The sequence below is a fragment of the Streptomyces sp. NPDC051173 genome (assembly GCF_040689515.1).
Taxonomy (GTDB): Bacteria; Actinomycetota; Actinomycetes; order Streptomycetales; family Streptomycetaceae; genus Streptomyces.
The window spans coordinates 1-24,773 of record NZ_JBFBBD010000097.1; the positions used below are offsets into that span (position 1 = coordinate 1).

General features: G+C 74.2%; 24 protein-coding genes and 1 riboswitch. Of the genes, 12 read left to right on the forward strand and 12 right to left on the reverse strand.

Annotated elements, in window-relative coordinates; all coding sequences use genetic code 11:
- Positions 1-292: 292 nt before the first annotated feature.
- Together cobC and AB0435_RS30950 are read right to left on the reverse strand one after the other, a co-directional pair.
- Positions 293-1,345, reverse strand: coding sequence for an Rv2231c family pyridoxal phosphate-dependent protein CobC (cobC, locus tag AB0435_RS30945; protein ID WP_366008244.1), 1,053 nt, complete (start codon positions 1,343-1,345; stop codon positions 293-295).
- Between the two features lie 102 nt (positions 1,346-1,447).
- Complete coding sequence (locus AB0435_RS30950; protein WP_366008245.1) at positions 1,448-1,828, reverse strand: cobalamin biosynthesis protein; 381 nt, start codon at positions 1,826-1,828, stop codon at positions 1,448-1,450.
- 96 nt (positions 1,829-1,924) lie between these two features.
- On the opposite strand from AB0435_RS30950, the gene AB0435_RS30955 reads away from it, so the two are divergent.
- Complete coding sequence (locus AB0435_RS30955) at positions 1,925-2,650, forward strand: ZIP family metal transporter (RefSeq protein ID WP_366008246.1); 726 nt, start codon at positions 1,925-1,927, stop codon at positions 2,648-2,650.
- A 2-nt stretch (positions 2,651-2,652) separates the two neighbouring features.
- Here the strand turns inward: AB0435_RS30955 and AB0435_RS30960 are convergent, their stop codons facing one another.
- The 7 genes from AB0435_RS30960 to AB0435_RS30990 form a co-directional block, all read right to left on the reverse strand.
- Positions 2,653-4,209, reverse strand: a complete 1,557-nt coding sequence (locus AB0435_RS30960; RefSeq protein WP_366428474.1) for a cobyrinate a,c-diamide synthase — start codon at positions 4,207-4,209, stop codon at positions 2,653-2,655.
- Positions 4,203-4,799, reverse strand: a complete 597-nt coding sequence (cobO, locus tag AB0435_RS30965; protein WP_366008248.1) for a cob(I)yrinic acid a,c-diamide adenosyltransferase — start codon at positions 4,797-4,799, stop codon at positions 4,203-4,205. The genes AB0435_RS30960 and cobO overlap by 7 nt, the downstream gene beginning before the upstream one ends.
- Positions 4,799-6,892: a putative cobaltochelatase gene (locus AB0435_RS30970; RefSeq protein WP_366428475.1), complete on the reverse strand. Its 2,094-nt coding sequence runs from the start codon at positions 6,890-6,892 to the stop codon at positions 4,799-4,801. The genes cobO and AB0435_RS30970 overlap by 1 nt, the downstream gene beginning before the upstream one ends.
- Positions 6,892-8,544, reverse strand: a complete 1,653-nt coding sequence (locus tag AB0435_RS30975) for a cobyric acid synthase (RefSeq protein ID WP_366428479.1) — start codon at positions 8,542-8,544, stop codon at positions 6,892-6,894. Before AB0435_RS30975 ends, AB0435_RS30970 begins: the two co-directional genes overlap by 1 nt.
- 29 nt (positions 8,545-8,573) lie before the next feature.
- Complete coding sequence (locus tag AB0435_RS30980) at positions 8,574-9,560, reverse strand: cobalamin biosynthesis protein (RefSeq protein ID WP_366008250.1); 987 nt, start codon at positions 9,558-9,560, stop codon at positions 8,574-8,576.
- A 118-nt stretch (positions 9,561-9,678) separates the two neighbouring features.
- Positions 9,679-9,805, reverse strand: a riboswitch (cobalamin riboswitch).
- A 665-nt stretch (positions 9,806-10,470) separates the two neighbouring features.
- Positions 10,471-10,683 carry a hypothetical protein gene (locus AB0435_RS30985; RefSeq protein WP_366008251.1) on the reverse strand — a complete coding sequence of 71 codons (213 nt, stop codon included), beginning with the start codon at positions 10,681-10,683 and terminating at the stop codon, positions 10,471-10,473.
- Positions 10,684-10,695: 12 nt separating this feature from the next.
- Positions 10,696-11,940: an inorganic phosphate transporter gene (locus AB0435_RS30990; RefSeq protein WP_366008253.1), complete on the reverse strand. Its 1,245-nt coding sequence runs from the start codon at positions 11,938-11,940 to the stop codon at positions 10,696-10,698.
- Between the two features lie 113 nt (positions 11,941-12,053).
- Between AB0435_RS30990 and AB0435_RS30995 the strand changes: the two genes are divergently transcribed.
- From AB0435_RS30995 to AB0435_RS31005, 3 genes are all read left to right on the forward strand, one after another.
- On the forward strand, positions 12,054-12,743 hold the full coding sequence (locus AB0435_RS30995; RefSeq protein ID WP_366428476.1) for a class II aldolase/adducin family protein: 690 nt from the start codon (positions 12,054-12,056) through the stop codon (positions 12,741-12,743).
- Between the two features lie 340 nt (positions 12,744-13,083).
- Complete coding sequence (locus AB0435_RS31000; protein ID WP_366008565.1) at positions 13,084-14,211, forward strand: alpha/beta fold hydrolase; 1,128 nt, start codon at positions 13,084-13,086, stop codon at positions 14,209-14,211.
- Between the two features lie 111 nt (positions 14,212-14,322).
- Positions 14,323-15,744: a hypothetical protein gene (locus AB0435_RS31005; RefSeq protein ID WP_366008563.1), complete on the forward strand. Its 1,422-nt coding sequence runs from the start codon at positions 14,323-14,325 to the stop codon at positions 15,742-15,744.
- Positions 15,745-16,080: 336 nt separating this feature from the next.
- Here AB0435_RS31005 and AB0435_RS31010 read toward each other — a convergent pair whose 3' ends face one another.
- Complete coding sequence (locus AB0435_RS31010; protein WP_366008405.1) at positions 16,081-16,968, reverse strand: neutral zinc metallopeptidase; 888 nt, start codon at positions 16,966-16,968, stop codon at positions 16,081-16,083.
- A gap of 311 nt (positions 16,969-17,279) precedes the next feature.
- On the opposite strand from AB0435_RS31010, the gene AB0435_RS31015 reads away from it, so the two are divergent.
- The 3 genes from AB0435_RS31015 to AB0435_RS31025 all read left to right on the forward strand — a co-directional run bounded on the left by AB0435_RS31015 (position 17,280) and on the right by AB0435_RS31025 (position 20,408).
- The gene (locus tag AB0435_RS31015; protein WP_116211092.1) at positions 17,280-18,878 is read left to right on the forward strand and encodes an ABC-F family ATP-binding cassette domain-containing protein; all 1,599 of its coding nucleotides are present in this window, start codon (positions 17,280-17,282) and stop codon (positions 18,876-18,878) included.
- A gap of 386 nt (positions 18,879-19,264) precedes the next feature.
- Complete coding sequence (locus AB0435_RS31020) at positions 19,265-19,486, forward strand: helix-turn-helix domain-containing protein (protein ID WP_030366669.1); 222 nt, start codon at positions 19,265-19,267, stop codon at positions 19,484-19,486.
- A gap of 130 nt (positions 19,487-19,616) precedes the next feature.
- Complete coding sequence (locus tag AB0435_RS31025; protein WP_361532487.1) at positions 19,617-20,408, forward strand: enoyl-CoA hydratase/isomerase family protein; 792 nt, start codon at positions 19,617-19,619, stop codon at positions 20,406-20,408.
- A gap of 34 nt (positions 20,409-20,442) precedes the next feature.
- Here the strand turns inward: AB0435_RS31025 and AB0435_RS31030 are convergent, their stop codons facing one another.
- Positions 20,443-21,273 carry a hypothetical protein gene (locus tag AB0435_RS31030; RefSeq protein WP_366008407.1) on the reverse strand — a complete coding sequence of 277 codons (831 nt, stop codon included), beginning with the start codon at positions 21,271-21,273 and terminating at the stop codon, positions 20,443-20,445.
- Between the two features lie 31 nt (positions 21,274-21,304).
- Positions 21,305-22,054 carry a nucleopolyhedrovirus P10 family protein gene (locus AB0435_RS31035; protein ID WP_366428477.1) on the reverse strand — a complete coding sequence of 250 codons (750 nt, stop codon included), beginning with the start codon at positions 22,052-22,054 and terminating at the stop codon, positions 21,305-21,307.
- A 195-nt stretch (positions 22,055-22,249) separates the two neighbouring features.
- On the opposite strand from AB0435_RS31035, the gene AB0435_RS31040 reads away from it, so the two are divergent.
- Genes AB0435_RS31040 through amaP form a run of 5 tightly spaced genes read left to right on the forward strand, consistent with a single transcriptional unit; the run spans position 22,250 to position 24,508 of the window.
- Positions 22,250-22,672, forward strand: a complete 423-nt coding sequence (locus AB0435_RS31040) for an Asp23/Gls24 family envelope stress response protein (protein WP_366008409.1) — start codon at positions 22,250-22,252, stop codon at positions 22,670-22,672.
- A gap of 10 nt (positions 22,673-22,682) precedes the next feature.
- Positions 22,683-22,874, forward strand: a complete 192-nt coding sequence (locus tag AB0435_RS31045; protein WP_366008410.1) for a hypothetical protein — start codon at positions 22,683-22,685, stop codon at positions 22,872-22,874.
- Between the two features lie 41 nt (positions 22,875-22,915).
- Positions 22,916-23,272 carry an Asp23/Gls24 family envelope stress response protein gene (locus tag AB0435_RS31050; RefSeq protein ID WP_366008411.1) on the forward strand — a complete coding sequence of 119 codons (357 nt, stop codon included), beginning with the start codon at positions 22,916-22,918 and terminating at the stop codon, positions 23,270-23,272.
- A 59-nt stretch (positions 23,273-23,331) separates the two neighbouring features.
- Positions 23,332-23,904: a DUF6286 domain-containing protein gene (locus tag AB0435_RS31055; RefSeq protein ID WP_366008413.1), complete on the forward strand. Its 573-nt coding sequence runs from the start codon at positions 23,332-23,334 to the stop codon at positions 23,902-23,904.
- A gap of 7 nt (positions 23,905-23,911) precedes the next feature.
- Positions 23,912-24,508, forward strand: coding sequence for an alkaline shock response membrane anchor protein AmaP (gene amaP / locus AB0435_RS31060; protein ID WP_366428478.1), 597 nt, complete (start codon positions 23,912-23,914; stop codon positions 24,506-24,508).
- Positions 24,509-24,773: the final 265 nt, after the last annotated feature.

The following is a 24,773-nucleotide window of genomic DNA, read 5'->3' on the forward strand; positions in this document are numbered from 1 at the left end:
CCGAAACCGGGGAGACCCCGGACCCCAGCGCCCTGCGGGCGCGTCCTCAAACTCCCCCAGCGGTAGCTGGGGGAGTTTGAGGACAACGCGCGAAGCGTGTTGCGGGGTCTGGGGCAGCGCCCCGGTTTCGGGAAGGGGCGGGGCTGGGGAAAGGCCCGCCGCAGGCGCCAACCGACCCGCAGGAAAGGGGGCTGGGGCACGCGCCCCCCCACGCGGCGGAGCCGCACATCAGACGCAGCCGGGAAGGGGCGGGGCTGGGGAACAAGCCCGCCGCAGGCGCGGAGGCCGGCCCCTACCCCGCCGTCAGGACCTCGCGGAGTGCCGACGTGAAGCGGTCCGTCGTCGCGCGGTCCCGGACCGCGAGACGCAGGTACTCCGGGCCCAGGCCAGGGAACGTGTCGCCGCGCCGGACCGCGAAGCCCAGTCCCCGCAGCCGGGAGCGGACGGTCACCGCGTCCGGGAGCCGGATCAGGACGAAGGGGCCCGCCGCCGGGCCGTGCACGCGCACGTCCTCGAACTCCGCGAGCGCCGCGACCAGATGGGCCCGGTCCGACGCCAGGTGGTGTGCCGCGTGGGCGGCCTCCGCGAGCGCCGGAGGCGCGCTGCACACCTCGGCCGCCGCGAGGGCGGGGGAGGAGACGGGCCACAGCGGCTGGGCCCGCTCCAGCTTCGCTATCGCGCCGGGCGAGGCGAGGGCGTAGCCGATGCGCAGCCCCGCGAGGCCCCAGGTCTTCGTGAGGCTGCGCAGCACGACCAGGCCCGGCAGGTCCGTACGGGACGCCAGGGACTCGCGCTCGCCCGGCACCGCGTCCATGAACGCCTCGTCCACGACGAGGGTCCGCCCCGGGCGGGCGAGCTGGGCCAGCGCCTGCGCGGGGTGCAGGACCGACGTGGGGTTGGTGGGGTTGCCGACGACCACCAGGTCCGCGTCACCGGGCACCGCGCGCGGATCCAGCCGGAAGCCGTCCGCCGCGTCCAGGAGCACGCGCTCCACCGTGTGCCCGGCGGCCCGCAGCGCCGCCTCCGGCTCGGTGAACTGCGGGTGCACGACCACCGGCCGCCGCACCGGCAGGGCCCGCGCCAGCAGTACGAACGCCTCCGCCGCGCCCGCCGTCAGCAGCACCCGCTCCTCCGGCAGCCCGTGCCGCGCGGCCACGGCCCGCCGTGCCGCCCGCCCGTCCGGGTAGGCGGCGAGCCCGTCGAGCGACCCCGCGATGTGCTTCCGCAGCCACTCCGGGGGCGTGCCCGAGCGCACGTTGACCGCGAGGTCGGTCAACTCCGCACCGCCGCCGCGCACTTCGGCGTCGCCGTGGTGCCGCAGGTCGGGTTCACTGGGTGTGTGCATGGCCGCGGGCCACCTTCTCTTCTCCTCGGCGCCGACTTGACGCCGACGGGGCCTGTGCGAGGACCCGACCCGGAAACGGTACTGACGCCCCGCCCGCCGCCCTCACCCGGGTCCGCGCGCGACGGCGCAGGTCACCCGCGCCGACTTCCGCTTGCCGACCACCAGCGCCCCGCGCGGGCCGGCGGCCAGCAGCGCCGCCGCCTCGGCCACGCCCGGCACGCCCACGGCGGCGAGGACGGCGGGCGAGGGGTCCGGCACCGCCACGGCGGCGAGCGCCCGTGCGCCGTACGACAGGAGCGGTACCCCGAGCCGCGCGGCGGCTTCGCGCAGCCCCGGCTCGGCGGCCTTCACCTCGGCGGTGGCCAGCGCCGCCGGGGCCCCGCCGCCCGCCTCGCCGAGCGCCTGCCCGACCAGCGCGAGGACCTCGTCGGCCCCGGCGCCCCGGCGGGCGCCGACACCGACGTAGAGCGCGGGGACGGTCATAGGCTCTCCTGGGGCGTGCGGCGGTGGACGTGCGGTGCGGGCGGGAGATCAGTAAGCAGGAGGCGGGGCGGTCGCGAGAAGGGTGGTGGTGGACCGGTGCCGGTCGTCGTCGCCCTGGGAGCGTTCCTGATGACGCTGCTCGGGGGCTGGACCGCCCAGCGGGTCACCGACCGCCGCCACCTCGTCCTGGGGCTCGCCGGCGGGCTGATGCTGGGCGTCGTCGGCCTCGACCTGCTGCCCGGGGCGCTGGAGGCCGCCGGGCGGAAGGTCTTCGGGGTGCCGGTCGCCCTGCTCTGCTTCGTCCTGGGCTTCCTCGCCGCCCACCTCGTCGAACGGCTCCTCGCCGTCCGCCGGGCCGACCACGGCGTCACCGGCCGGGAACGCGTCCCCCAGGTGGGGCTCACCGCCGCCGCGGCGCTGGTCGGGCACAGCGCCATGGACGGCGTCGCGATCGGCGCCGCCTTCCAGGTCGACAGCCCCATGGCCGCCTCCGTCGGGCTCGCCGTCATCGCCCACGACTTCGCCGACGGCTTCAACACCTACACGATCACCGATCTGTACGGGAACGAGCGCCACCGCGCCCTCCTGATGCTCGGAGCCGACGCGCTCGCGCCCGTCGCCGGTGCCGCCTCGACGCTGCTGTTCACCCTTCCGGAGCACTTCCTCGGCACGTACCTCGGATTCTTCGCCGGAGTGCTGCTCTATCTGGCGACCTCCGACATCCTCCCCGAGGCCCACCACCCGCACCCCGCCCGCTCCACCCTGGCCTGCACGGTGGCCGGAGTGGCGTTCGTCTGGCTCGTGGTGGGCCTCGCGAGCTGACGTCACCGCCGTGCCGGGCCCGCCACGAAGCGGTGCGCGACGCCGGGCGAGCCCGCCCAGTGCGTGTGGAGGTACGAGGCGTGGACGCTCCCTTGCACGAAGCCCTCCACCCGGCGCTCCGGGTGCGTCATCCCCCAGGCCGGTGCGGCACCGGTGCCCGGCTCGACGACCGTGCGGTGGAACTCGTGACCGCGTACGCGCGTGCCCGCTGCGGCCAGCGGGTTGTCCGCGAGGGCGACGGCCTCCCGGTAACCGAGGGTCAGGCGCCCGGACATCCGGGCCTCCGCGGGCAGCACGCCGCACATGGGCTTGCCGTCGAGCGAGCGGCACAGATAGAGGAGGCCCGCGCACTCGGCGGCGATGGGCGCGCCTCGCTCCGCCAGGTCGGCGACGGCTTCGCGCAGCGGTTCGTTGGCGGAGAGTTCGGGAGCGTACATCTCGGGGAAGCCGCCGCCGATGACGAGGGCGGCGGTGCGGTCCGGCAGCCGCTCGTCCCGCAGCGGGTCGAAGGTGACGACCTCCGCGCCCGCGGCCCGCAGCAGCTCGGTGTGTTCGGCGTAGGAGAACGTGAACGCGGGGCCGCCGGCGACGGCGACGACGGGGCGGGCGGCGGTTGTTCCTTCCCCGGCCCGGCCCCTTCCTGGCCGCATCCGATGTGCGGCTCCGCCGCGTGGGGGGTGCAAGCCTCCGGACGCCCCTTGAATCCCCGGCCCGGCCGGTACGTCGGCCCGCAGGGCGGGGTCCAGGGCGGAGGCCCGGTCGAGGGACCCGGGGGACGCGACCCCCACGTACGGATCCCAGGCCGGCCCCGTCAGCGGCGGTGCGCTGTGGGCCAGGGCCAGCAGGCCCTTCAGGTCGCAGCCCTCGCGCACCTGCGACGCCTGCGCGGCCACCGCGGCCAGCGCGGCCGCGCTGCGTTCCGCCACCGGCACGAGACCGAGGTGGCGGCTGGGCGTGTCGACCGCGGCCACGCGCCGCAGCGCGCCCAGCACCGGGACCCCCGACTCCGCCAACGCCTCGCGCAGCAGCGCCTCATGGCGGTCCGAGCCGACCTTGTTGAGGATCACGCCCGCGACCCGCACCTCCGGGTCCCACGAGGCGAAGCCGTGCACCAGCGCCGCCACCGACCGCGACTGGGACGACGCGTCCACGACCAGCACGACCGGCGCCTTCAGCAGTTTCGCCACATGTGCCGTCGACGCCAGCTCTCCCGCCCGCCGCCCACCACCGCCCTGAAGGAGCGCTTCGCGCGCAGAATCTACGCTCGCCCCGTCGTAGAGGCCCATCACGCCCTCGACCAGGGCGAGGTCGCAGCCCGCCGCGCCGTGCAGGAACAGCGGGGCGATCCGCTCGGGCCCGCACATATAGGCGTCCAGATTGCGCCCGGGGCGGCCGGTCGCCAGCGCGTGGTAGCCCGGGTCGATGTAGTCGGGGCCGACCTTGTGCGGGGACACCGCGAGCCCGGCGTCCGCGAAGGCCCGCATCAGCCCGGTGGCGACCGTCGTCTTGCCGCTACCGGAGGCGGGCGCGGCGATGACGAGGCGGGGGACGTTCACCACTCGATGCCCCGCTGGCCCTTCTGGCCCGCGTCCATCGGGTGCTTGACCTTGGACATGTCCGTCACCAGGTCGGCGAAGTCGACCAGCTTCTCCGGGGCGTTGCGGCCGGTGATCACCACGTGCTGGGTGCCGGGCCGGTCCCGCAGCACCGAGACCACCTCGTCCGTGTCGATCCACCCCCAGTGCATCGGATACGCGAACTCGTCCAGCACGTAGAGCTTGTACGACTCCGCCGCCAGGTCCCGCTTCACCTGCTCCCAGCCCTCGCGCGCCGCCTCCTCGCTGGAGGCGATGTCACGCTGCACCCAGGACCAGCCCTCGCCCATCTTGTGCCAGGCGACCGTGCCGCCCTCGCCCGATTCGCCGAGCACCTTCAGCGCCCGCTCCTCGCCGACCTTCCACTTCGCGGACTTCACGAACTGGAAAACCCCGACCGGCCACCCCTGGTTCCACGCGCGCAGCGCCAGCCCGAACGCGGCCGTCGACTTGCCCTTGCCGATGCCCGTGTGGACGAAGACCAGCGGCCTGTTGCGGCGCTGGCGCGTGGTGAGACCGTCGTCCGGAACGACGGTCGGCTGTCCCTGCGGCATTAAGCGGCCCTCCTGGAGCTCGTGTTCCTCACGGTGCGTACGAGCGCGGAGACGCTGTCCGCGCGCAGTTCCTCCAGCGTGACCACCGGGCCCCGCAGTTCACGGCCCAGCTCGGCCGCCAGCCCGAGCCGCACCGGGCCCGTCTCGCAGTCCACGACCACCGACGCCGTGCCCTCGCCCGCCAGCAGCCGTGCGGCACGCGCCGCCCGGGCCAGCGGCTCCGGGCCGCCCGTCGCCCGCCCGTCGGTCACGACGACCAGCAGCGGCCGCCGCGACGGGTCACGCAGCCGCTCCACCCGCAGCACCTCGTGCGCCTGGAGCAGCCCCGCCGCCAGCGGCGTACGGCCACCGGTCGGCAACCTCTCCAGCCGGGCCGCGCCCACGTCCACCGACGACGTCGGCGGCAGCGCCACGTCCGCGCCCGCGCCCCGGAAGGTGATCATCCCGATCTTGTCCCGGCGCTGGTACGCGTCGAGCAGCAGCGACAGCACCGCGCCCTTGACCGCGCCCATCCGCTTGCGCGCCGCCATCGAACCGGACGCGTCCACGACGAACAGCACGAGATTCCCCTCGCGCCCCTCGCGCACCGCCTCCCGCAGGTCGTCACGGCGCACGACCAGGCCCGGCCCGCCGCGCCCGCGCGCCCGCTGGTGCGGCGCCGCCGCCCGTACGGTCGCCGCCAGGTGCAGCTTCCCCAGCGCGCCCCGCGGGCGCCGGGCCCCCGTCGTCCGGCCGTGCGCGGTACGCGCCCGCGAACGCCGCCCGTCCGCGCCCTCACCCAGGCCCGGAACGTCGAACTTGCGCGCACGGAACGGGTCCGCGGCGGCGACCGCCGGGGCGTCACCGCCCTCCGTCGGGCGCTCCCGCCCGTCGGCCGCGCCCTGCTCGCCGTGCGCCTCGGGGGCCGAACCCTCCTGCCGCGCCGGGGCGTTCTCCCGCGACCCGCCCTGCTCGGGGACGTCCGGGGTGCCGGGCCCGTCCGCGTCCCGCGGCGGCTCGCCACCGCCGGGGCCGTCGTCGCCGGGACCGCCGTCCGGGCCCTCCGGCTCCGGGTCGGGCTCGGGCTCCGGCTCGTCGTCCTCGAACTGCCGCAGGATCTCGTCGAGTTTGTCCTCGTCCAGACCGGGAGCGTCGAAGGGGTTGCGCCGTCGTCGGTGGGGGAGAGCCAGCAGGGCCGCCTGCCGTACGTCCTCGGTGACGACGTCCGTACGGCCCGCCCATGAGGCGAGCGCGGTCGCGGTGCGCGCGGTGACGATGTCGGCACGCATGCCGTCCACCTCGAAACCGGCGCACACGGCGGCGATCCGGCGCAGCGCGCCGTCGCCGAGCCGTACCGCCGGCAGCAGGGCGCGCGCGGCGGCGATGCGCTCGCGCAGCGCGTCCTCCTCGGCGGCCCACTTGGCGGTGAAGGCGGCCGGGTCCTCGTCGTGGGCGAGCCGGCGGCGTACGACCTCGACCCGCTCGTCGGGCTCGCGGGACGCGGCGACCTCGACGGTCAGCCCGAAGCGGTCGAGGAGCTGCGGGCGCAGCTCGCCCTCCTCGGGGTTCATGGTGCCGACGAGGAGGAAGCGGCTGGCGTGGCGGACGGAGACGCCTTCGCGCTCGACGGACGAGGAGCCGGTCGCGGCCGCGTCGAGGAGCGAGTCCACGAGGTGGTCCCCCAGGAGGTTGACCTCGTCGACGTAGAGAACGCCCCGGTGCGCGGCCGCCAGCAGGCCCGGTTCGAAGGCCTTGACGCCCTCGCCCAGCGCGCGCTCGATGTCGAGCGCGCCGACGAGCCGGTCCTCCGAGGCGCCCACCGGCAGCTCGGCCATGCGCGCGGGGCGCGGGGCGTGCGGGGCGCCGTCCTCGTGCGGACCGTCCGGGCAGGCGGGGTCCGGGGCCGCCGGGTCGCACGAGAACCGGCAGCCGGTGATGGTCGCGACCTCGGGCAGCAGCGCGGAGAGTGCCCTGACCGTCGTCGTCTTGGCGGTGCCCTTCTCGCCCCGTACGAGCACTCCGCCGATGGCCGGTGAGAGGGCGTTGAGCAACAGGCCCAGCCGCATGTCGTCCATGCCGACGATCGCGGTGAACGGATAGGTGGCCGAGGCCATCAGGTGTTACCCCCTTCGAGGGAATCGATCCCACTGGGCGTGCCGGCGGTCGCCGGCTCCGGCAGCGTGTCGCCGTTCCCCGCGCGAGCGGGGGTGATGCCAGGACCGCGACGGTCCGGGCCCTGTTCTCTCCGCGCGGGCGAAGGCGGCGCCCCCGGCGGTATGAACGGCAGTCCCGCCGGAACCCCGTCCTCGATCAGCCGCAGCAGCGCGTCCGTGTCCGCGTGCTGTTCTATGAGATCGCCGAGCCGGTCCAGCTGCTCCTCGCGCAGCGCCGCGAACGACGTGTCCGGAGCCGGTACGAACGACCGGCCCGCCGCCTCGGCGACTCTCCGCAGGAACGCCCGCCGGAAGCCGTCGCTCTCCAGCGAGCCGTGCCAGTGCGTGCCCCATACGGACCCCGACCGGCAGCCGTCCAGGAACGGCTCATCGCCGCCGAGCACTTCGGCGACACCGTGGTGGATCTCGTAGCCCTCCACCCGCTCGCCGAGTGCCTCGCCGGCCGGCCGGGCCAGCGTCTTCTCCACCGCGAACCGCACCCGTACCGGCAGCAGGCCCAGGCCCTCGACCGTGCCCGCCCTCGACTCGACCTCGTCCTCGATGCGCTCGCCCAGCAGCTGGAAGCCGCCGCAGATGCCCAGCACCGGCCGGCCCTCCGCCGCGCGCCGCGCGATCGCGTCCGCCAGCCCGCGCTCGCGCAGCCAGGCGAGCGCCCGCACGGTGCCGCGGGTGCCCGGCACGACGACCAGGTCCGCGTCGAGGAGCTCCTCCGGGCGGTCCACGAACCGTACGACCACGCCCGGTTCGGCGGCGAGCGCGTCGACGTCGGTGAAGTTCGACATCAGCGGCACCGCGCACACCGCGACCCGCAGCACGTCGGCGCCGTGCGGCGGGGCGACCACCGACTCCCGCACCGCGCCGCGCATCGACACCCGCAGGCCGTCCTCCTCGTCGATGCCGAGGCCGTGGGCGAACGGCAGCACGCCGACCGTGGGCCGCCCGGTCAGGCCGCGCAGCATCTCCAGGCCGGGCTCCAGCAGCGTCACGTCCCCCCGGAACTTGTTGACCAGATAGCCCGCTATGTGCGCCTGGTCCTCGCGGGACAGCAGCGCCGTCGTACCGAAGAACGACGCGAACACCCCGCCCCGGTCGATGTCACCGACCACGACGACCGGCAGCCGCGCCGCACGGGCTATGCCCATGTTGACGATGTCCGTGCGCCGCAGATTGATCTCGGCGGGGCTGCCCGCGCCCTCGCAGATCACCGCGTCATGGGTGCGCCGCAGCTCGGCCAGGCAGTCGGTCACCGTGCCGAACAGCTGCTCCTGGCGGCCGGAGTGGTAGCCGCGCGCGCTGAGCTCACCCACCGGCTTGCCCATCAGCACCACCTGACTGCTGCGGTCGCCGCCGGGCTTGAGCAGCACGGGGTTCATCAGGGCCGACGGCTCGACCCGGGCCGCAGCGGCCTGCATGGCCTGGGCGCGGCCTATCTCCGCGCCCTCGCGGGTCACGAAGGAGTTGAGCGACATGTTCTGCGCCTTGAACGGCGCGACCTTGACGCCCTTGCGGACCAGCCACCGGCAGATCCCGGCGGTCACCACGCTCTTGCCCGCGTCCGAGGTCGTCCCGGCCACGAGCAGGCCCCCGCCCAGCGGGCCCGAGGACCCGCCCTTGTCCGCTGTCACCGGCTCCTCCTCGTAAGGCGATCTGGGGAAAGACTGCCCGCCGCACGGCCCCGGGAGACGGCGGCCCGCACCCCGATCGCGACGCCCAGCGCCAGCAGCGACACCCGCCGGGAGAGCCGCACGGCGCGCTCGATGTCGGCGGTCTCCACCGGGCGGTTCTCCGCGCCCAGGACCGGGCGGTGCTCGACGCGGCCCTTGTAGGCGAGGGTGCCGCCGAGGCGTACGCCGAGCGCCCCGGCGAACGCGGCTTCCACCGGGCCCGCGTTGGGGCTCGGGTGCCGGGACGCGTCGCGCCGGGCCACCCGCCAGGCGCCCCGCGGGTCGGGGCCGGCGAGCACGGCGAGGGTGGCGGTGAGCCGGGCGCCGGGCCAGCCGACGACGTCGTCGAGCCGGGCCGCGGCCCAGCCGAAGCGCCGGTAACGGGGCGACTTGTGGCCCACCATCGCATCCAGGGTGTTGACGGCGCGGAAACCGGCCAGCCCCGGGACACCGCCCAGCGCACCCCAGACGAGGGCGCCCACGACGGCGTCGGAGGTGTTCTCGGCGACGGACTCCACGACGGCGCGGGCCATCTGCGGACCGTCCAGCGCCTCCGGGTCGCGCCCGCACAGATGGGGCAGCCGCTCCCGGGCGACCTCCAGGTCACCCGCGGCGAGCGCGCCTCCGACGGCGCGGGCCTCACGGCCCAGCGAAGTGCCGCCCAGCACGGCCCAGGTGGTGGCGGCGGTCAGGGCGACCGTGGCGGCGGGGGAGGGGCGTACGGCACGGGCCAGCGCACCGGCGGCGGCCACGGTGCCGCCCGCGCACAGCAGCGTGTGCAGGGCGCCGTGACCGCGGTGATCCCGCCACAGCCGCTGCTCCACGGCCTGCGCGGCACGCCCGAAAGCGGCCACGGGATGGCCGCGGCGGGGGTCGCCGAGAGCGAGGTCGCCGAGGAAGCCGAGCGCGGCACCGCACGCGAAACCGAGGTGATCGGCGCGCATCGGATCAGACCGCCGTCGTGTGGTACCTGGATCCAGGGGAAAGGGGTGGTCGGCGGCCGGGCATGGCGATGTGTCCTCACTCAGGGTCCGCGCCCTGGCTCGACGTGACCGGCGACCAGAGTCTCCTGGCTCCCGGATCGACGCCGCCCCCTGCCTTCCGGCCTCGCGGCCGTGGCGGTAGTGCTTGGGGGAACGCTCCCCGGTGACAGTGGCGGGACCGCGCCGGACTCACACCGGCTTCCTCTGCTGTCGCCGTTTGGCCTCGGAAGTCCACCATGGGGTGTGAACGGGCGTCAACTTTCCCGTTGGGCGGGTGAGCTGGGCTTTGCCGGCGGGTTCGTCCTTCGGGCGTGGCCTCAATCGCCGGCCGGGCTGGGTTTGTGGCTGGACCGGGGGTGTGGCCTCCGGGCTGAGGACCTGGAACGCGGTGCGTGGCGCCGTGAGGCGTATTGAGTGCTGTGACGACGCACCGCGTTCCAGAACCTCACCCTCCGGCCCCACCCCCTCCGCCGGAGAGCAAGTTGAAGGCCGGCGGGGGCGTAGACCCTCGGGGCGCGCCATTCTTTTCGGCCGGTGCGCCGTTCTTCCAACCGGGCACGCCTCCCTCTTCCGCCGGGCGCGCTGTTCTTTTCTTTCCGCCGGGTGCGCGAAATTCAGCCCGTTGGGGGCACCTCCCAGCGGTAGCTGGGGGGAGGCAACGGACCCGAGGTTCGGGGTCTGGGGCAGCGCCCCAGTTTCGGGAAGGGGCGGGGTAGGGGAACAAAGCCCGCCGCAGGCGCCGACCGGCCCGCAGCCGGGGGTCTGGGGCGCGTGCCCCAGTTCGGGGAAGGGCGGGGCTGGGGAACAAGCCCCGCCGCAGGCGGCAACCCACCCGCGGGTCAGGGATCCGGGGCTGAGCCCCGGCCCCCACCTACCCCACGATCAAAAAGATCCCGTACCCCACAGCCGCCGCGCACAGCGCAAAGCACGCGTACGCTCCGGACCGCGCCAGGACCCCCGGAGCCGCGCTGCCCGCGGAGCGCGACGTGCCGACGATCCCCAGTGTGAAGACGCCGACCAATCCGACGGTCACGACGAGGCTGACGCCGAAGACCTGCCCAAGAGCTGCCCAGTCGATCTGCATGGTGTGGATTCCTTAGCTCGCCGCGGCGGCGGGGGTGCGCCCGGGTTCGGGGGAGACGGCGACCACCGGGGCGGCGGTCACGGGACCGGCCGGCGGCGGGGCGACGGCCTGGAGCGCGGCGGTGACCACACCGGCCGGCTCGGCCGCTTCCGCCTGGACCTCGTTGACGCTGTCGTGGGTGACCGGCTTGCGGCGGGAAGCGGCGTAGATCGCGCCGCACACCAGCAGGCCGAGCACGGCGACGGTGGTGACGCCCCAGTCGCCCTGGTCGGCGAGGAACGCCGCGCCACCGGCGACGATGCCCGCGGCCGGGAGCGTCAGGCACCAGGCGATCGCCATCCGGCCCGCGGTCGACCAGCGCACCACGCCGCCCTTGCGGCCGAGGCCGGAGCCCATGATCGCGCCGGAGCAGACCTGGGTGGTGGAGAGGGCGAAGCCGATGTGCGAGGAGGCGAGGATCACGGTCGCGGCGCCGGTCTGGGCGGCGAAGCCCTGCGGCGGCTGGATGTCGGTGAGGCCCTTGCCGAGCGTACGGATGATGCGCCAGCCGCCCAGGTACGTACCGAGCGCGATGGCCAGGCCCGCGGAGACGATGACCCACAGCGGCGGGTCGGAGTGCGGGGCGACGACGCCGCCGGTGACCAGCGCGAGGGTGATGACACCCATCGTCTTCTGCGCGTCGTTGGTGCCGTGGGCGAGGGAGACGAGGGCGGCGGAGGCGATCTGCCCGGCGCGGTAGCCCTTGGCGGTCTCCTTCTCGTCCCGGCCCTTGGCGAGCCGGTAGGTGAGCCGGGTGGCGACCGTGGCGGCGATGCCCGCCACGATGGGCGCCGCGACGGCCGGGATGAGGACCTTCATGACGACCTTGTCGGCGTTCACCGCGTTGAAACCGACGGACACGATGGTCGCGCCGATCAGGCCGCCGAAGAGGGCGTGCGAGGAGCTGGAGGGCAGACCGGCCAGCCACGTCAGCAGGTTCCAGACGATCGCGCCGATCAGTCCCGCGAAGATCACTTCGGGTCTGATCCCGGCGCTCTCGTCGATGATGCCCCCGGAGATGGTCTTGGCGACCTCGACGGACAGGAACGCGCCGACGAGGTTGAGAACCGCCGACATCGCCACCGCGACCTTGGGCTTGAGCGCCCCGGTGGAGATGGTGGTGGCCATGGCGTTGGCCGTGTCGTGGAAGCCGTTCGTAAAGTCGAACACCAAGGCCGTGACGATCACGATCCCGATGAGAAGCGTGATGTGTTCCATTCACCCAGGCAATCAGCTCGATGGTCAGTACAGCGGTGACCGTAAAGACCCTGGGTGAACGGAAGGTGAACTGGGTTGGACCGAGTGGTGGCGCGAACCGGAGGCGGATGACGATGCGGATATCGAACACAGCACAGGGTGACAACAGCGGCACGAGCGGCGACATCGGGCGGGCCTGGGCCGAGGTCGTGGCCACCGCCCGCCGCACCGTGGCGGACGGGTTGGTGGTGGGCACCTCAGGCAATGTCTCCGCGAGGGTCGGCGATGTCGTTCTTGTCACGCCCAGCGGCGTCCCGTACGACCGGCTCCGCCCGGAGGACGCGGTCGGCGTCGACCTCGACGGCCGCCAGGTCCTCGGCGAGCTGACCCCCACCAGCGAGCTCCCCATGCACCTGGCCGTCTACCGCTCCACCGACGCGGCGGCCGTCGTCCACACCCACGCCGTCCACGCCACGGCGGCCGCGGGCCTGGTCGACGAGCTGCCTCTGGTCCACTACATGGCGGGCGCGCTGGGCGGCCCGGTACGGGTCGCCGACTACGCGCTCTACGGCACGGACGAACTCGCCCGCAACATGCTGCGCGCCCTCGAAGGCCGCACGGGCTGCCTCCTGCGGAACCACGGCACGGTCGCCCACGGCGAGACCCTCGACCAGGCCTACGACCGCACGGCTCAGCTGGAATGGATGTGCCGCGTGTGGCTGACGTCGGCGGCGGTACCGGACCGGACACCGTCGCTGCTGACTCTCGACGAACTGGACGAGGCGACGAGGAAACTGCGGGGGTACGGGCAGCGGAGGGGGTGACCGGGGGGCTTTTCCCCAGCCCCGCCCCTTCCCGAAACCGGGGCTGCGCCCCAGACCCCGCAACACGCTTCGCGCGTTGTCCTCAAACTCCCCCAGCTACCGCTGGGAGGTGCCCCCAACGGGCTGAAATCAGCCCGTTGGGGGCACCTCCCAGCGGTAGCTGGGGGAGTTTGAGGACGCGCCCGCAGGGCGCTGGGGTCCGGGGTCTCCCCGGTTTCGGGAAGGGGCGGGGTAGGGGAAAAGGCCCGCCGCAGGCGGCAACGGACCCGCACCCGGCAAGGACCCGCAGGCAAAGCGCAGCGGACTGGCCAGAGCCTCACCACACGCTCACACTGAAGACGTGCACCCGGCGAGAGCGGCAGCCCTGGCCGCCACGACCGTACTAGGTGCCGGAGCGGCCGCCATAGCGGCCGGACGGTACGCCTCCGACGCTGCGCTCAAACCCCGGCCGGGAACCCCACTGCCGGACTCCCCGGAGCTCACCGTCCACTCCGTCGGCAACGACACCGTCACCCTGACCCGCGGCGTCGAGGCGCAGCGCCCGGGGACGTACGGCCTCAGCGCGCCCGGTGTGCACGCCGTCGTCGGAGGGCCCGTCGCAGGCGAACCGCACCCCGCCGACTGCGTCGTACGCCGCCTGGAGCGCGTGACGCACGGCGTGCTGGAGCCCGGGGCCCGCGTGCGGCTCACACCGCAGGTGTACGTGGGCAACCCCCGCGACGCCCTCGGTCTCGACCACGCCGACGTGGAGGTGCCGGGGGAACTCGGTCCGCTGCCCGCCTGGTTCGTGCCGGGCGACCGCGCCACCTGGGTGATAGCGGTGCACGGCCTCGGCACGACCCGCGAGCACCCCATGGTCGTCATGCCGTTCCTCAGCCGGCTGCGGCTGCCCGTACTCGCCCTGGGCTACCGCGGTGATCCCGGCGCCCCCCGCCCAACGGAAGGCATCAGCCATTTCGGCGCCGCGGAATGGCGTGATCTCGACGCCGCGATCCGCTACGCCGTGCGCTACGGGGCCCGCCGGATCGTCCTGCACGGGTGGTCCACGGGCGCCACCATGGCGCTCCTCGCCGCGCTCGACTCGGCGCTGTCGCAGCGCGTCGCGGGCGTCGTCATGGACTCCCCGGTCCTCGACTGGCAGGCCCTCGTCCGAGCCTGCGCCGCCTACCGCAGTACCCCGGCCGCGCTGCTTCCGCTTGCGGTCCGGGCCGCGGAGGGGCGGACCGGGCTGGGCGCCGACACCCTCTTCGCCGCCGCCGACCCCGCCCGGCTGACCGTTCCCGTACTGCTCCTGCACGGCCCCGACGACACCCTCGCGCCCTGGGCGCACTCCCGTGAACTCGTCGCGCGGCGGCCGGAACTGATACACCTGCGCGCCGTCCGGCACGCCCCCCACGCCGCCATGTGGAACGCCAATCCAGCGGCTTACGAAGAGGCTCTCCGCCGCTTCCTCACGCCCCTGATGTGAGCGGTTCCACCGGCCGTTACCGGCCCTTTCCGAACGTCTTGCGGCGCTGGTCCGAAGGTGGACAGTTGATTCCGATTGGGTTTTCGGAGCGTCAACGGCAAGACTGCTCCTGTGACGTCCCGTACTCCGCGCGACTCCCGGCTCAGACTGGTTCCCCGACAGCCGATCGCCGCTGCCCGCCGGGCCGTGGCGAACCGAGGCTCCCGCCCGGCGCCCCGCCCGCCCGCGGGCACTCCGGCACCGGCGGAACTCGCCCGGCAGGCCAGAGGCGGTCTCACCGGCGCGGTCCGCGTGGCCCGCTGGGCGGCCGACGAGCGCGGCCGCGGCACGACCCTGCGCCCGGCCACGGCCGGTGGCCTCGCGGAGACGGCGGCCGAGCGGGCCGCCGACGCCCTGCGGCTGACGGCCCACCAGGTGCGCGCCGACTGGGACCGCGCCCGCCTCGCCGGGCTCATCGAGCTGCACGGCGACACCGCGCGCCCGGGCTGGCGCCTCCAGGCGTGGGACCGTGACGACGGCGCCGTGCTGCGCGGCTGGGTCGCCCTCTTCGACGCGTGGTCGCTCGCCCACCCGGTGCCCGCGGGCACGGACGCGACGATCGCCGCCGAGGTCGTGGAGGCCGCCCCGCAGCTGCTGTCCGTGATGCATCTCTCGGCGGGGCCCGTCTCCGTGGCGATGCTCCTGGACCTCCTCCAGCAGCGCGTCGCCGAGATCCGCGCCGAGCGCTGCGAGATCCCGTACGACGGCCCCGAGCCGGTCGTCGAACCCGCCGCGCCCCTCGTCCCCAGCGGAGGCGACCCGCTCGCCCGGCTGCTCGACTGGGCGCTCGAAGGGCTCGCCGCCGTCGGCGCGCTCGTCATGCGGGAGGGCGCGGGCGACAGCCCGGAAGCGCTCCTGACCCCGCTCGGCAACTGGGCGGTCTGGGTCAAGCTCGAACAGATCTGTGTGGCCGCGCAGAGCCCGGCCGGGCACATCGAGCTGTCCGCCGAGGCGATGCTGCGCGGCTGCGCCGACCTCACACCGGGCCCGGCCCGCGCCGAGTACCGCGCCTGGCTCGCCGCCCGGCCCACGCGCAGCGCCCTCAGCGAGCTCCTCGACGCCGCGCGCGGTGACGACGCCCTCGTCCGCGGCCTGGCCTTCGAGGCCCTGCGCGCGGTGGGCGCCCCCGCCGAGCCCGCCGTACGGGCGGCCGCCGAGGAACCCTGCCTGCGCCCGTATGCCCTGCTGTGGCTCGCCGAGCACGAGGGCCGGGACCCGGAGCAGGCGGCGGAGGTCCTCACCCGCGAGGAGGCCACCTGGCTGTGGGTGGACACGGCCGCGGCCGTAGCCGACCACGGCGAGAGCCGCCTGCTGGTCCGCCACCTGGACTCGGCGGTCCAGGGCACGGTCCCGGGCCTCCTGGAGGAGGTACGGGCGGTGGGCCACCCCCGCACGGTCCAGGTCCTGGTGGCCCTGGCCGCGGCCCACCCGGACCCGGCCCTGGCCAAGGCGATGCGCAGAGCGGCTTTCCAGGTCCACGTGGGAGGCGCGTAGCCCTTGCCGGACGGGCGGCCTGCTGATCCTTCGACTCGGGCCGCAGGCCGGGCAGGCGTGCATGCGCATCAGCCACATCCAGCCCGTTGGGGGCACCTCCCAGCGGTAGCTGGGGGAGTTTGAGGACGCGACCGAAGGTCGCTCCCGCCGCAGGCGGCGAACCGGCCCGCAGCTCGGGGTCTGGGGCGGCGCCCCCCACGCGGCGGAGCCGCACATCAGACGCAGCCGGGAAGGGGCGGGGTGGGGGAAAGCCCGCCGCAGGCGGCAAAGGCCGGCGCACCCGGCAACGTAGAGCCACCCAACCCCCCCCGGTCAGCCCGAGCGGCTAGCGCCCGGCTAGCGAAACGTGTCGCACCGCCCCACGTCCCCCGACCCGTACCCCGTCGTGAACCACTGCTGCCGCTGTGCCGCAGAGCCGTGCGTCCAGCTCTCCGGCGTGACCCGGCCCTGGAACTTCTCCTGGATCCGGTCGTCACCGACGGCGGCCGCCGCGGAGAGCCCGTCGTCGATGTCCGCCTTCGTCAGCTGGGTGAGCAGCGGGCGCCCGGTGGACTTCTCGGGCGTCGTGGTGGCGTGCTTGGCCCACACCCCGGCGTAGCAGTCGGCCTGGAGCTCGACCTTGACGGAGTTGCTCCCCGCGCCGGTCTGCCGGTCCTGCGCACGGCCGAGCGTGCCCATCAGGTTCTGGATGTGGTGCCCGTACTCGTGCGCGACGACGTACGCCTGCGCGAAGGGCCCGCCGCTGGCGCCGAACTTGCTGTGCAGCTCGTTGAAGAACCCCAGGTCGAGATAGACCTTGCGGTCGCCGGGGCAGTAGAACGGGCCGACCGCCGAGGTCGCGGCGCCGCAGGCGGTGTTGGTCCGGCCGGTGAAGAAGACGGTCGACGCCGGGGTGTAGGTGCGTGAGCGGCGGGCGAATTCCTGGGTCCAGAAGGACTGGGCGCTGTTGACCACGGCGACGATCCGGCAGTCCTCCTTGGTGTTGGCGTCGCGCCCGGTGCGGCAGTGCTGGGAGACCTGCTCGCCGGTGCTCGAGCTCGCCGACGGCGCCGGCTCGGAGGTGAGCCCGAGCTCCTGCGGGCCGATGCCGAAGAAGAGCCCCAGCACCAGGGCGATCAGCCCCACGATCCCGCCGCCGATGGTCAGGCCGCCGCCCGGGATGCCGCCGCCGCGGGAGTCCTGCACCTGCGACGTGTCCAGGTCCGCGTCGTCGTCGAACTGCATGCGGTTACCGCCTCTCCACCCCGAGTATCCGTGCGCTGTCCGTTCCGTGCCCTTCCGGGGTGGCGTCGGGGGCACCGGTGGCCGGTCGCGCCCATGCCTACCCCCGTGGGCCGCCGGACCGCCACGGGCGCACCGGGAATCCGGGTTGCGCGCCCCCGTTAGACTGGTCCGTATGGCATTCCTCCTCGTGCATTAGACGGCGCCGGTCCCCACCCCGTCGCCGCCCCCGCGCAGAGTCGCGCGGGTGAGTCCGCGCGTGGGTGTGTTCACCCCCGTCCCCACCGCCGTCCCTCCCGCCCAGGAGTAATTCCGTGATCACCGCCTCCGGCATCGAGCTGCGCGCCGGCGCCCGCGTCCTTATCGAGTCCGCTTCCTTCCGCATCGCCCGTGGCGACCGCATCGGCCTCGTCGGCCGCAACGGCGCGGGCAAGACGACCCTCACCAAGTGCCTCGCCGGCGAGGGCATGCCCGCCGGCGGCACCATCACCCGCTCGGGTGAGGTCGGTTATCTGCCGCAGGACCCGCGCACCGGCGACCTCGACGTCCTGGCCCGCGACCGGATCCTCTCCGCCCGCGGCCTCGACTCCGTCCTGCGCAAGATGCGGGAGAACGAGGAGCGCATGGCCAACGGCCAGGGGGCCACGCGCGAGAAGGCGATGAAGAAGTACGAGCGCCTGGAGACCGAGTTCCTCACCAAGGGCGGTTACGCCGCCGAGGCGGAGGCCGCGACCATCGCCGCCAGCCTCGGCCTGCCCGACCGGATCCTCGCCCAGCCGCTGCACACGCTCTCCGGCGGTCAGCGCCGCCGCGTGGAGCTGGCCCGGATCCTCTTCTCGGACGCCGACATCCTGCTCCTCGACGAGCCCACCAACCACCTCGACGCCGACTCGATCGCCTGGCTGCGGGACTACCTCAAGACCTACCGCGGCGGCTTCATCGTGATCTCCCACGACGTCGACCTGGTCGAGACGGTCGTCAACAAGGTCTTCTACCTCGACGCGAACCGCTCCCAGATCGACGTCTACAACATGGGCTGGAAGCTCTACCAGCAGCAGCGCGAGGCCGACGAGAAGCGCCGCAAGCGCGAGCGGCAGAACGCCGAGAAGAAGGCCGCGGCCCTCAACTCGCAGGCCGACAAGATGCGCGCCAAGGCCACCAAGACGGTCGCCGCGCAGAACATGGCCAAGCGCGCCGAGAAGCTGCTCTCGGGCCTGGAGGCGGTGCGCGCCTCCGACAAGGTCGCCAAGCTCCGCTTCCCGGAGCCCGCGCCCTGTGGCAAGACGCCGCTCACCGCGGAGGGTCTGTCGAAGTCCTACGGCTCGCTGGAGATCTTCACCGACGTCGACCTGGCCATCGACAAGGGCTCGCGCGTGGTCATCCTGGGCCTCAACGGCGCGGGCAAGACCACGCTGCTCCGGCTGCTCGCCGGTGCCGAGAAGGCCGACACCGGCCAGGTCACCCCCGGCCACGGCCTCAAGCTCGGCTACTACGCCCAGGAGCACGAGACGCTCGACCCGGACCGCACGGTCCTGGAGAACATGCGCTCCTCCGCCCCCGACCTCGACCTCGTCGAGGTCCGCAAGACGCTGGGCTCCTTCCTCTTCTCCGGCGACGACGTCGACAAGCCCGCCGGCGTGCTCTCCGGTGGCGAGAAGACCCGTCTGGCCCTGGCCACCCTGGTCGTCTCCTCCGCCAACGTCCTCCTGCTCGACGAGCCCACCAACAACCTCGACCCGGCCAGCCGCGAGGAGATCCTGGGCGCGCTGCGCACCTACAAGGGCGCCGTGGTCCTGGTGACCCACGACGAGGGCGCCGTCGACGCGCTGGAGCCGGAGCGGATCATCCTGCTCCCGGACGGCGTCGAGGACCTCTGGGGCCCGGACTACGCGGACCTCGTCGCCCTCGCCTGACCCGGGCGGTCCCGCCCCGTCCGGCCCCGCCGGGCGCTTGATCGGCGTCCGCTCGGTGCTGTCCCGATCATTCGGCCGACAGGTGATCCATCATCTGAGTGAGTAGGGCTCGTACCGCGGTGCCGTCGGGCGCTCCGGCGCACGCCCAGTGCCGTGCGCCGGGGTGTTCGCACCATGGGACGCGGGTGCCCCGCCTGACCTGCCGATTCGTTCCGCCACCCGTACGGCCGTACGACCAGGACTCTTCGGAATCGCCTGTTCCAGGCCCTGTCGCGGTCCGAATTCGGGGAAACCTCATCTCATGGACCTTGTCGAATGGGTGGCCAGGAGGCCGCGTAGGGGTGATCATGAGAGTCAAGAGGCGCATCTCCCATGAGGAGGCACGGGTGGCCGAGACTCTGAAGAAGGGCAGCCGGGTAACCGGCGCCGCGCGCGAGAAGCTCGCGGCAGACCTGAAGAAGAAGTACGACTCCGGTGCGAGCATCCGGGCGCTGGCCGAAGAGACCGGCCGCTCCTACGGCTTCGTCCACCGGATGCTCAGCGAATCCGGCGTGATCCTTCGCGGTCGCGGCGGAGCGACGCGCGGCAAGAAGGCCGCCTCGGCCTGACGCCACGCATCCCAAGGGCACCGTCGGTGTGGGCAGTGCCACCCGGTCGGTCGAGCAGTCGACCGGGTGGTTACTGTGCAGTCAACATAGCGCGAACCGCTGCGCGACTGCTGCCGATTCGGAGGCCCCGATGACCGCCCCCAAGACCCTGCTCGACCAGGACGGCATACAGCTCACCGTGGATGACGCGGTGGCCACCGTCACTCTCACCAACCCCGCCAAGCGCAACGCTCAGTCGCCCGCGCTGTGGCGGGGGCTGGCCGAGGCCGGACGGCTGCTGCCGGGGAGCGTGCGGGTCGTGCTGCTGCGCGCGGAAGGCAAGTCCTTCTCTGCGGGCCTCGACCGGCAGGCGTTCACCCCCGAGGGCTTCGACGGTGAGCCGTCCTTCCTCGATCTCGCGCGCGGCTCCGACGAGGCGCTCGACGCCGAGATCGCCACCTACCAGGAGGCGTTCACCTGGTGGCGGCGGAACGACATCGTCTCCATCGCCGCCGTGCAGGGCCACGCCATCGGCGCGGGCTTCCAGCTGGCTCTCGCCTGTGACCTGCGGGTCTGCGCGGACGACGTGCAGTTCGCCATGCGCGAGACCAGCCTGGGCCTGGTCCCGGACCTCACCGGCACCCACCCCCTGCTGTCGCTGGTCGGCTACGCCCGCGCCCTGGAGATCTGCGCCACCGGCCGCTTCGTCCACGCCGAGGAGGCCGAGCGCACGGGCCTCGCCAACCTCGTCGTCCCCGCGGCCGAGCTCGACGCCGCCGTCCAGGACCTGGCCGCGGCCCTCCTCGCCGCGCCCCGCGACGCCGTCGTCGAGACCAAGGCCCTGCTGCGCGACGCCGCCGGCCGTACGTACGAGGCGCAGCGCGCCGCCGAGCGCCAGGCCCAGGCCCGCCGGCTGCGGGACCTCGCCGGGCTGGGGGAGTGAACCCGAGCGCGCGGGGGCACGGGCCCCCGCGCGCTCAGCCCCGGACGCGCACTCCGTAGCGCGTACGCAGATAGTGCAGCTCCCAGAGAGAGACGGCCGTGACCGACAGCGGCCCGCCGAGGAACGCGGCGATCTTCACCAGCAGCGGCCCGTTCGGCAGCCCGTCGCCCAGCGATACGAGGTTGAGCGCCCAGACCAGCACCACGGTCAGCACGGCCGGGAGGGCCGCGTGCACATCGGCGGTGTTGAAGGCGTACCGCGCGGCCGCGCCGGAGGAGAAGAACAGGAACGCCACCATCCACAGCAGCACCGGCAGCAGCATGAGCGGTACCACCGCCGCGCCCAGCATCCCGGCGGCCCCGCCCAGCATTGCCACGTAACGGCCGCCCTGACTGGCCGTGTAGAGGCAGGCCACCGAGGCGGCCACCGCGCCCACGTACCAGCCGACGGCCTTCAGCGGGTGGCGCAGCCGGGAGCGCAGCAGCGCGCGGTGCTCCGCCGGGGCGTAGAGGATGAAGCCCAGGATCACGAGCGGGCCCACCAGGATGAGGATCAGCGGGGCCATGAAGAGCTTGCTGACGCCGTCCTTGAAGACCCCGCTCCAGCCGCCGTCTATGCCGTACGTCCAGATCAGCAGGAACGAGGCCGCCGCGCCGGCGAGGGCGCGTCCCTTCTGCACCCTGTCGATCGTCGGGTCCATGACACGCCCGGGGCCGGAGGCGGTGAAGATCGAATCGGCCTTGGTCCGCGCGGACCGGAGGAAGGCGCCGAGGCACCCGCTGCCGCGGCGGTTCCGCGCCGGGGGCATCGGCGGGAACTGCGGCCCCCACTGCGGCTGATTCGGATACGGCTGTCTTCGCGCCATCAGGCCCCCCTTGAGCAACAACCCGGGAAGTTTACCGGCGGGAAGGACCACCGCGTCCGGCGTCCGAGGACCGAGGGGCCCCGGGGGAGAGCACCCCCGTGACCACCGCGGCCACCGTCACCGGGCCGGACGTACGCCCCGCCAGCACCCCGGCCACCGCCGCCCGCACCTCACGCACCGTATCCAGCACGCGGCGCCCCTCCCGCACGGCGAACTGCGCCTGCGCGTGGGCCTTCCCGTCGCCCTCGCCGACCCGCACCGCCCGTCCGAAGAGCGGCACCAGGCCCACCACGCCCGGCACGGAGAGCACGGCCCGGACGACCTCCGCGTCCCCCTCGGGATCGGGAGGCACCTCCTCCGGAACGGGCGCTCCGGCCGTCAGGCCCTCCAGCAGCTCCGTCGCCCGCAGGTCGACCGACTCGACCACCGCCCCGAGCGTCTCCGAGGCCGCGGCCCGTACGGCCCTGCGCAACGCGTCCGCGACCACGGGCAGCGGCCGGTCGAGCGCGGCGGCGAAGTCCGCCGTCACGCGCAGCGGCCCCACGGGGAGGGCGCTCGGCGGGGGCGGTACGGCGGATCCGGCCGCTGTCGTCGGATCGGCGAGCGAGAGCCGGAGCGTGTCCAGGCGGGCGTCCGGCACGGCCGTGGCCGCCGCCCGGCGCAGCGCGCCCGCCGCGGCGGACTCCACGATCCAGGCGCCGTCCGCGACGCCGCCGAGCGGCAGCAGCCTGCCGGACGCGAGTTGCCTGCGTACCGTCTGTGTCCATCGGTCCGCGACCACCGTCACCCCTCAGCCGTCAGGTGAGCCAACCGTCCCAGCCTGCCGTACGCCGCGGCACCCGCGCGTACGACTCACTCGGGCGCCGTCCGTGGCCACCGCTTCCACGGATCTCCCGCGCGCGGCGGGGGAACCCCACCTAAGGTGGCAAATGGAGCCGTAGATGTGCTGTCCTCCCCGGGAGAGAGGCGATCGACGATGACCGACACCACCTCGAAGGAATCGCCGGGCGCACCGGCCGACCGGGGCCGCACGACCATCGCCGACGGCGTCGTGGAGAAGATCGCCGGGCTCGCGGCCCGTGACGTGGTCGGTGTCCACGCGATGGGCAGCGGCCTCGCGCGCACCTTCGGCGCCGTGCGGGACCGGGTGCCGGGCGGCGCGAAGTCCGTGGCCCGGGGGGTGAAGGCGGAGGTCGGTGAGGTCCAGACCGCGCTCGATCTGGAGATCGTCGTGGATTACGGGGTCGCCATCGCGGATGTCGCCCGCGCCGTGCGGGAAAACGTCATCACGGCGGTGGAGCGCATGACCGGCCTGGAGGTCGTCGAGGTCAACATCGCCGTGAGCGACGTCAAGCTGCCCGATGAGGAAGACGACGAGCCGGAGCAGAGGCTCCAGTAAGGAGCGCACGATGAGCATGGCCGTGGTGGGCATGATCGCCGGCATGGCGCTCGCATTCGCCGGGTACTTCGGTGGGTTCGGGGCATTCCTGCTGGTGGCGGCCCTGGGCGCGATCGGCTTCGTGGTGGGCCGCTTCCTGGACGGCGATCTGGACCCCGGTGACCTCTTCCGTTCGCGGGAGCGGGACGACCGGCGGCGGTGAGGGGCCCGGGGACCGGGCGAGGGGTGCGGTGAGGACACGTGGTGGAAGCTGCTGAGCGCGGTGCGACCCATATCGCCGACCGCGTCGTCGCGAAGATCGCTTCGCAGGCGGCGCGCGAGGCGCTGCACGGCACGGAACCGGGGGCGGACGGCCCGGAGGGGGAGGACCGCAGGCCCCCGTACGCCACCGTGGCCGTGCGCGACGACTCCGCGCGCGTACGGGTCTCGGTGGAGCTCGGCTATCCCTCGGACATCCGCGCGCAGTGCGGTGCGGTACGCCGCCGGATCGCCGAGCGCGTGGGGGAGTTGGCGGGCATGGACGTGCCCGAGGTGGCCGTCACCGTTGAGCGGCTGCACTCGGTGCACACGCGGCGCGCGGGGCGGGAGAGGGTGCTGTGAGCGGGGACGGACTCGACGTCGGGGCGGAGGGCGCCGGGGCGGAGGGCACCGCACCGGCGGTGGAAGCGGCCGAGGTCCGGGACGACGCGGGCCGCGCCGGACGGTTCTGGTCCACGCGGCGGCTGCCCGCGGCCCTGGTCGCCGCGGTGGTGCTGGCCGCCGCCGGGCTCTTCCTCTACGACGTGGCCGCCGTCCGCGCCCACCGGCCCGCCATGGGCTGGCGCCGACGGCTCGCCCACGAGCTGGCCACCCGGCAGCTCGGGAACGCCTGGGTCGTCGCCGGCGCGGCCGTCGCCGTGCTCGCCGGGCTGTGGCTGGTCGTGCTCGCCGCCACCCCGGGCCTGCGCGGCGTGCTGCCCATGCGCCGCGGCACCCCCGACGTGCGGGCCGGGCTCGACCGCCGGGCGGCGGCGCTGGTCCTCCGGGACCGCGCGATGGAGATCTCCGGCGTGCAGTCCGTACGCGTCGACGTCGGCCGCCGCCGGATCCGGGCCCGCGCTGTCTCCCACTTCCGTGACCTGGACGACGTACGCGACGACCTCGGCACCGTACTGGCCGACGGCGTACGGCAGTTGGGCCTCGCCCGGAGCCCCGGGCTCTCGGTGCACGTGCGACGACCGGTGAAGAGGTGAACGCGCGGTGTTGAGGACCGTCAACCGGGTGCTGATGGGTCTGGCCGGGGTCGTGCTCGTCGCGCTCGGCGCCGCCGTGCTCGTCGGCTCGCTGGACCTGCAACGGCGCTGGCACTTCGCCCTGCCGTCCGCCTGGCCCTTCGACGGGCCGCACGACGTGCTGCTCGGCGAGTCCGCGCGGCGGAAGTGGCGGGCGGAGGGCTGGTGGTGGCCGACGGTGATCGCCGCGCTGGGCGTCGTGGTGCTGCTGGCCCTGTGGTGGCTGCTGGCACAGCTGCGGCGACGCCGGCTGCACGAGGTGCTGGTGGACAGCGGCGGGGGCGAGGCCGCGATCGTCCGCGGCCGCGCGCTGGAGGAGGCGCTCTCCGCGGAGGCGGAGTCCTTGCCCGGCGTCGACCGGGCACTGATCCTCCTCTCCGGCCGCCGCGCGGCGCCGGAGGCGGCGGTGTCACTGACCCTCGCCCCGCACGCGTCACCCTCGGCGGCGCTGCTCGCGCTGGACGACGAGGTCCTGGCGCATGCGCGCGCGTCGACGGGCCTCGAACGCCTGCCGGCGCGCGTCCGCTTGGGGGCGGTGCGGCATCGGGCTGAGCGGGTGGAGTGAGGCGGGGGTTTTTCCCCAGCCCCGCCCCTTCCCGGCTGCGTCTGATGTGCGGCTCCGCCGCGTGGGGGGCTCCCGCCCCAGGCCCCGAACCCCGGGTGCGCCACCGCTGCGCCTGCGGCGGGCTTTGTTCCCCTACCCGCCCCTTCCCGAAACTGGGGCTACGCCCCAGCCCCCGCAACACGGCTTCGCCGCGTTGTCCTCAAACGCCGGACGGGCTGAAATCAGCCCGTCCGGCGCTTGAGGACCGGTCAATCCCGCGGCGGCG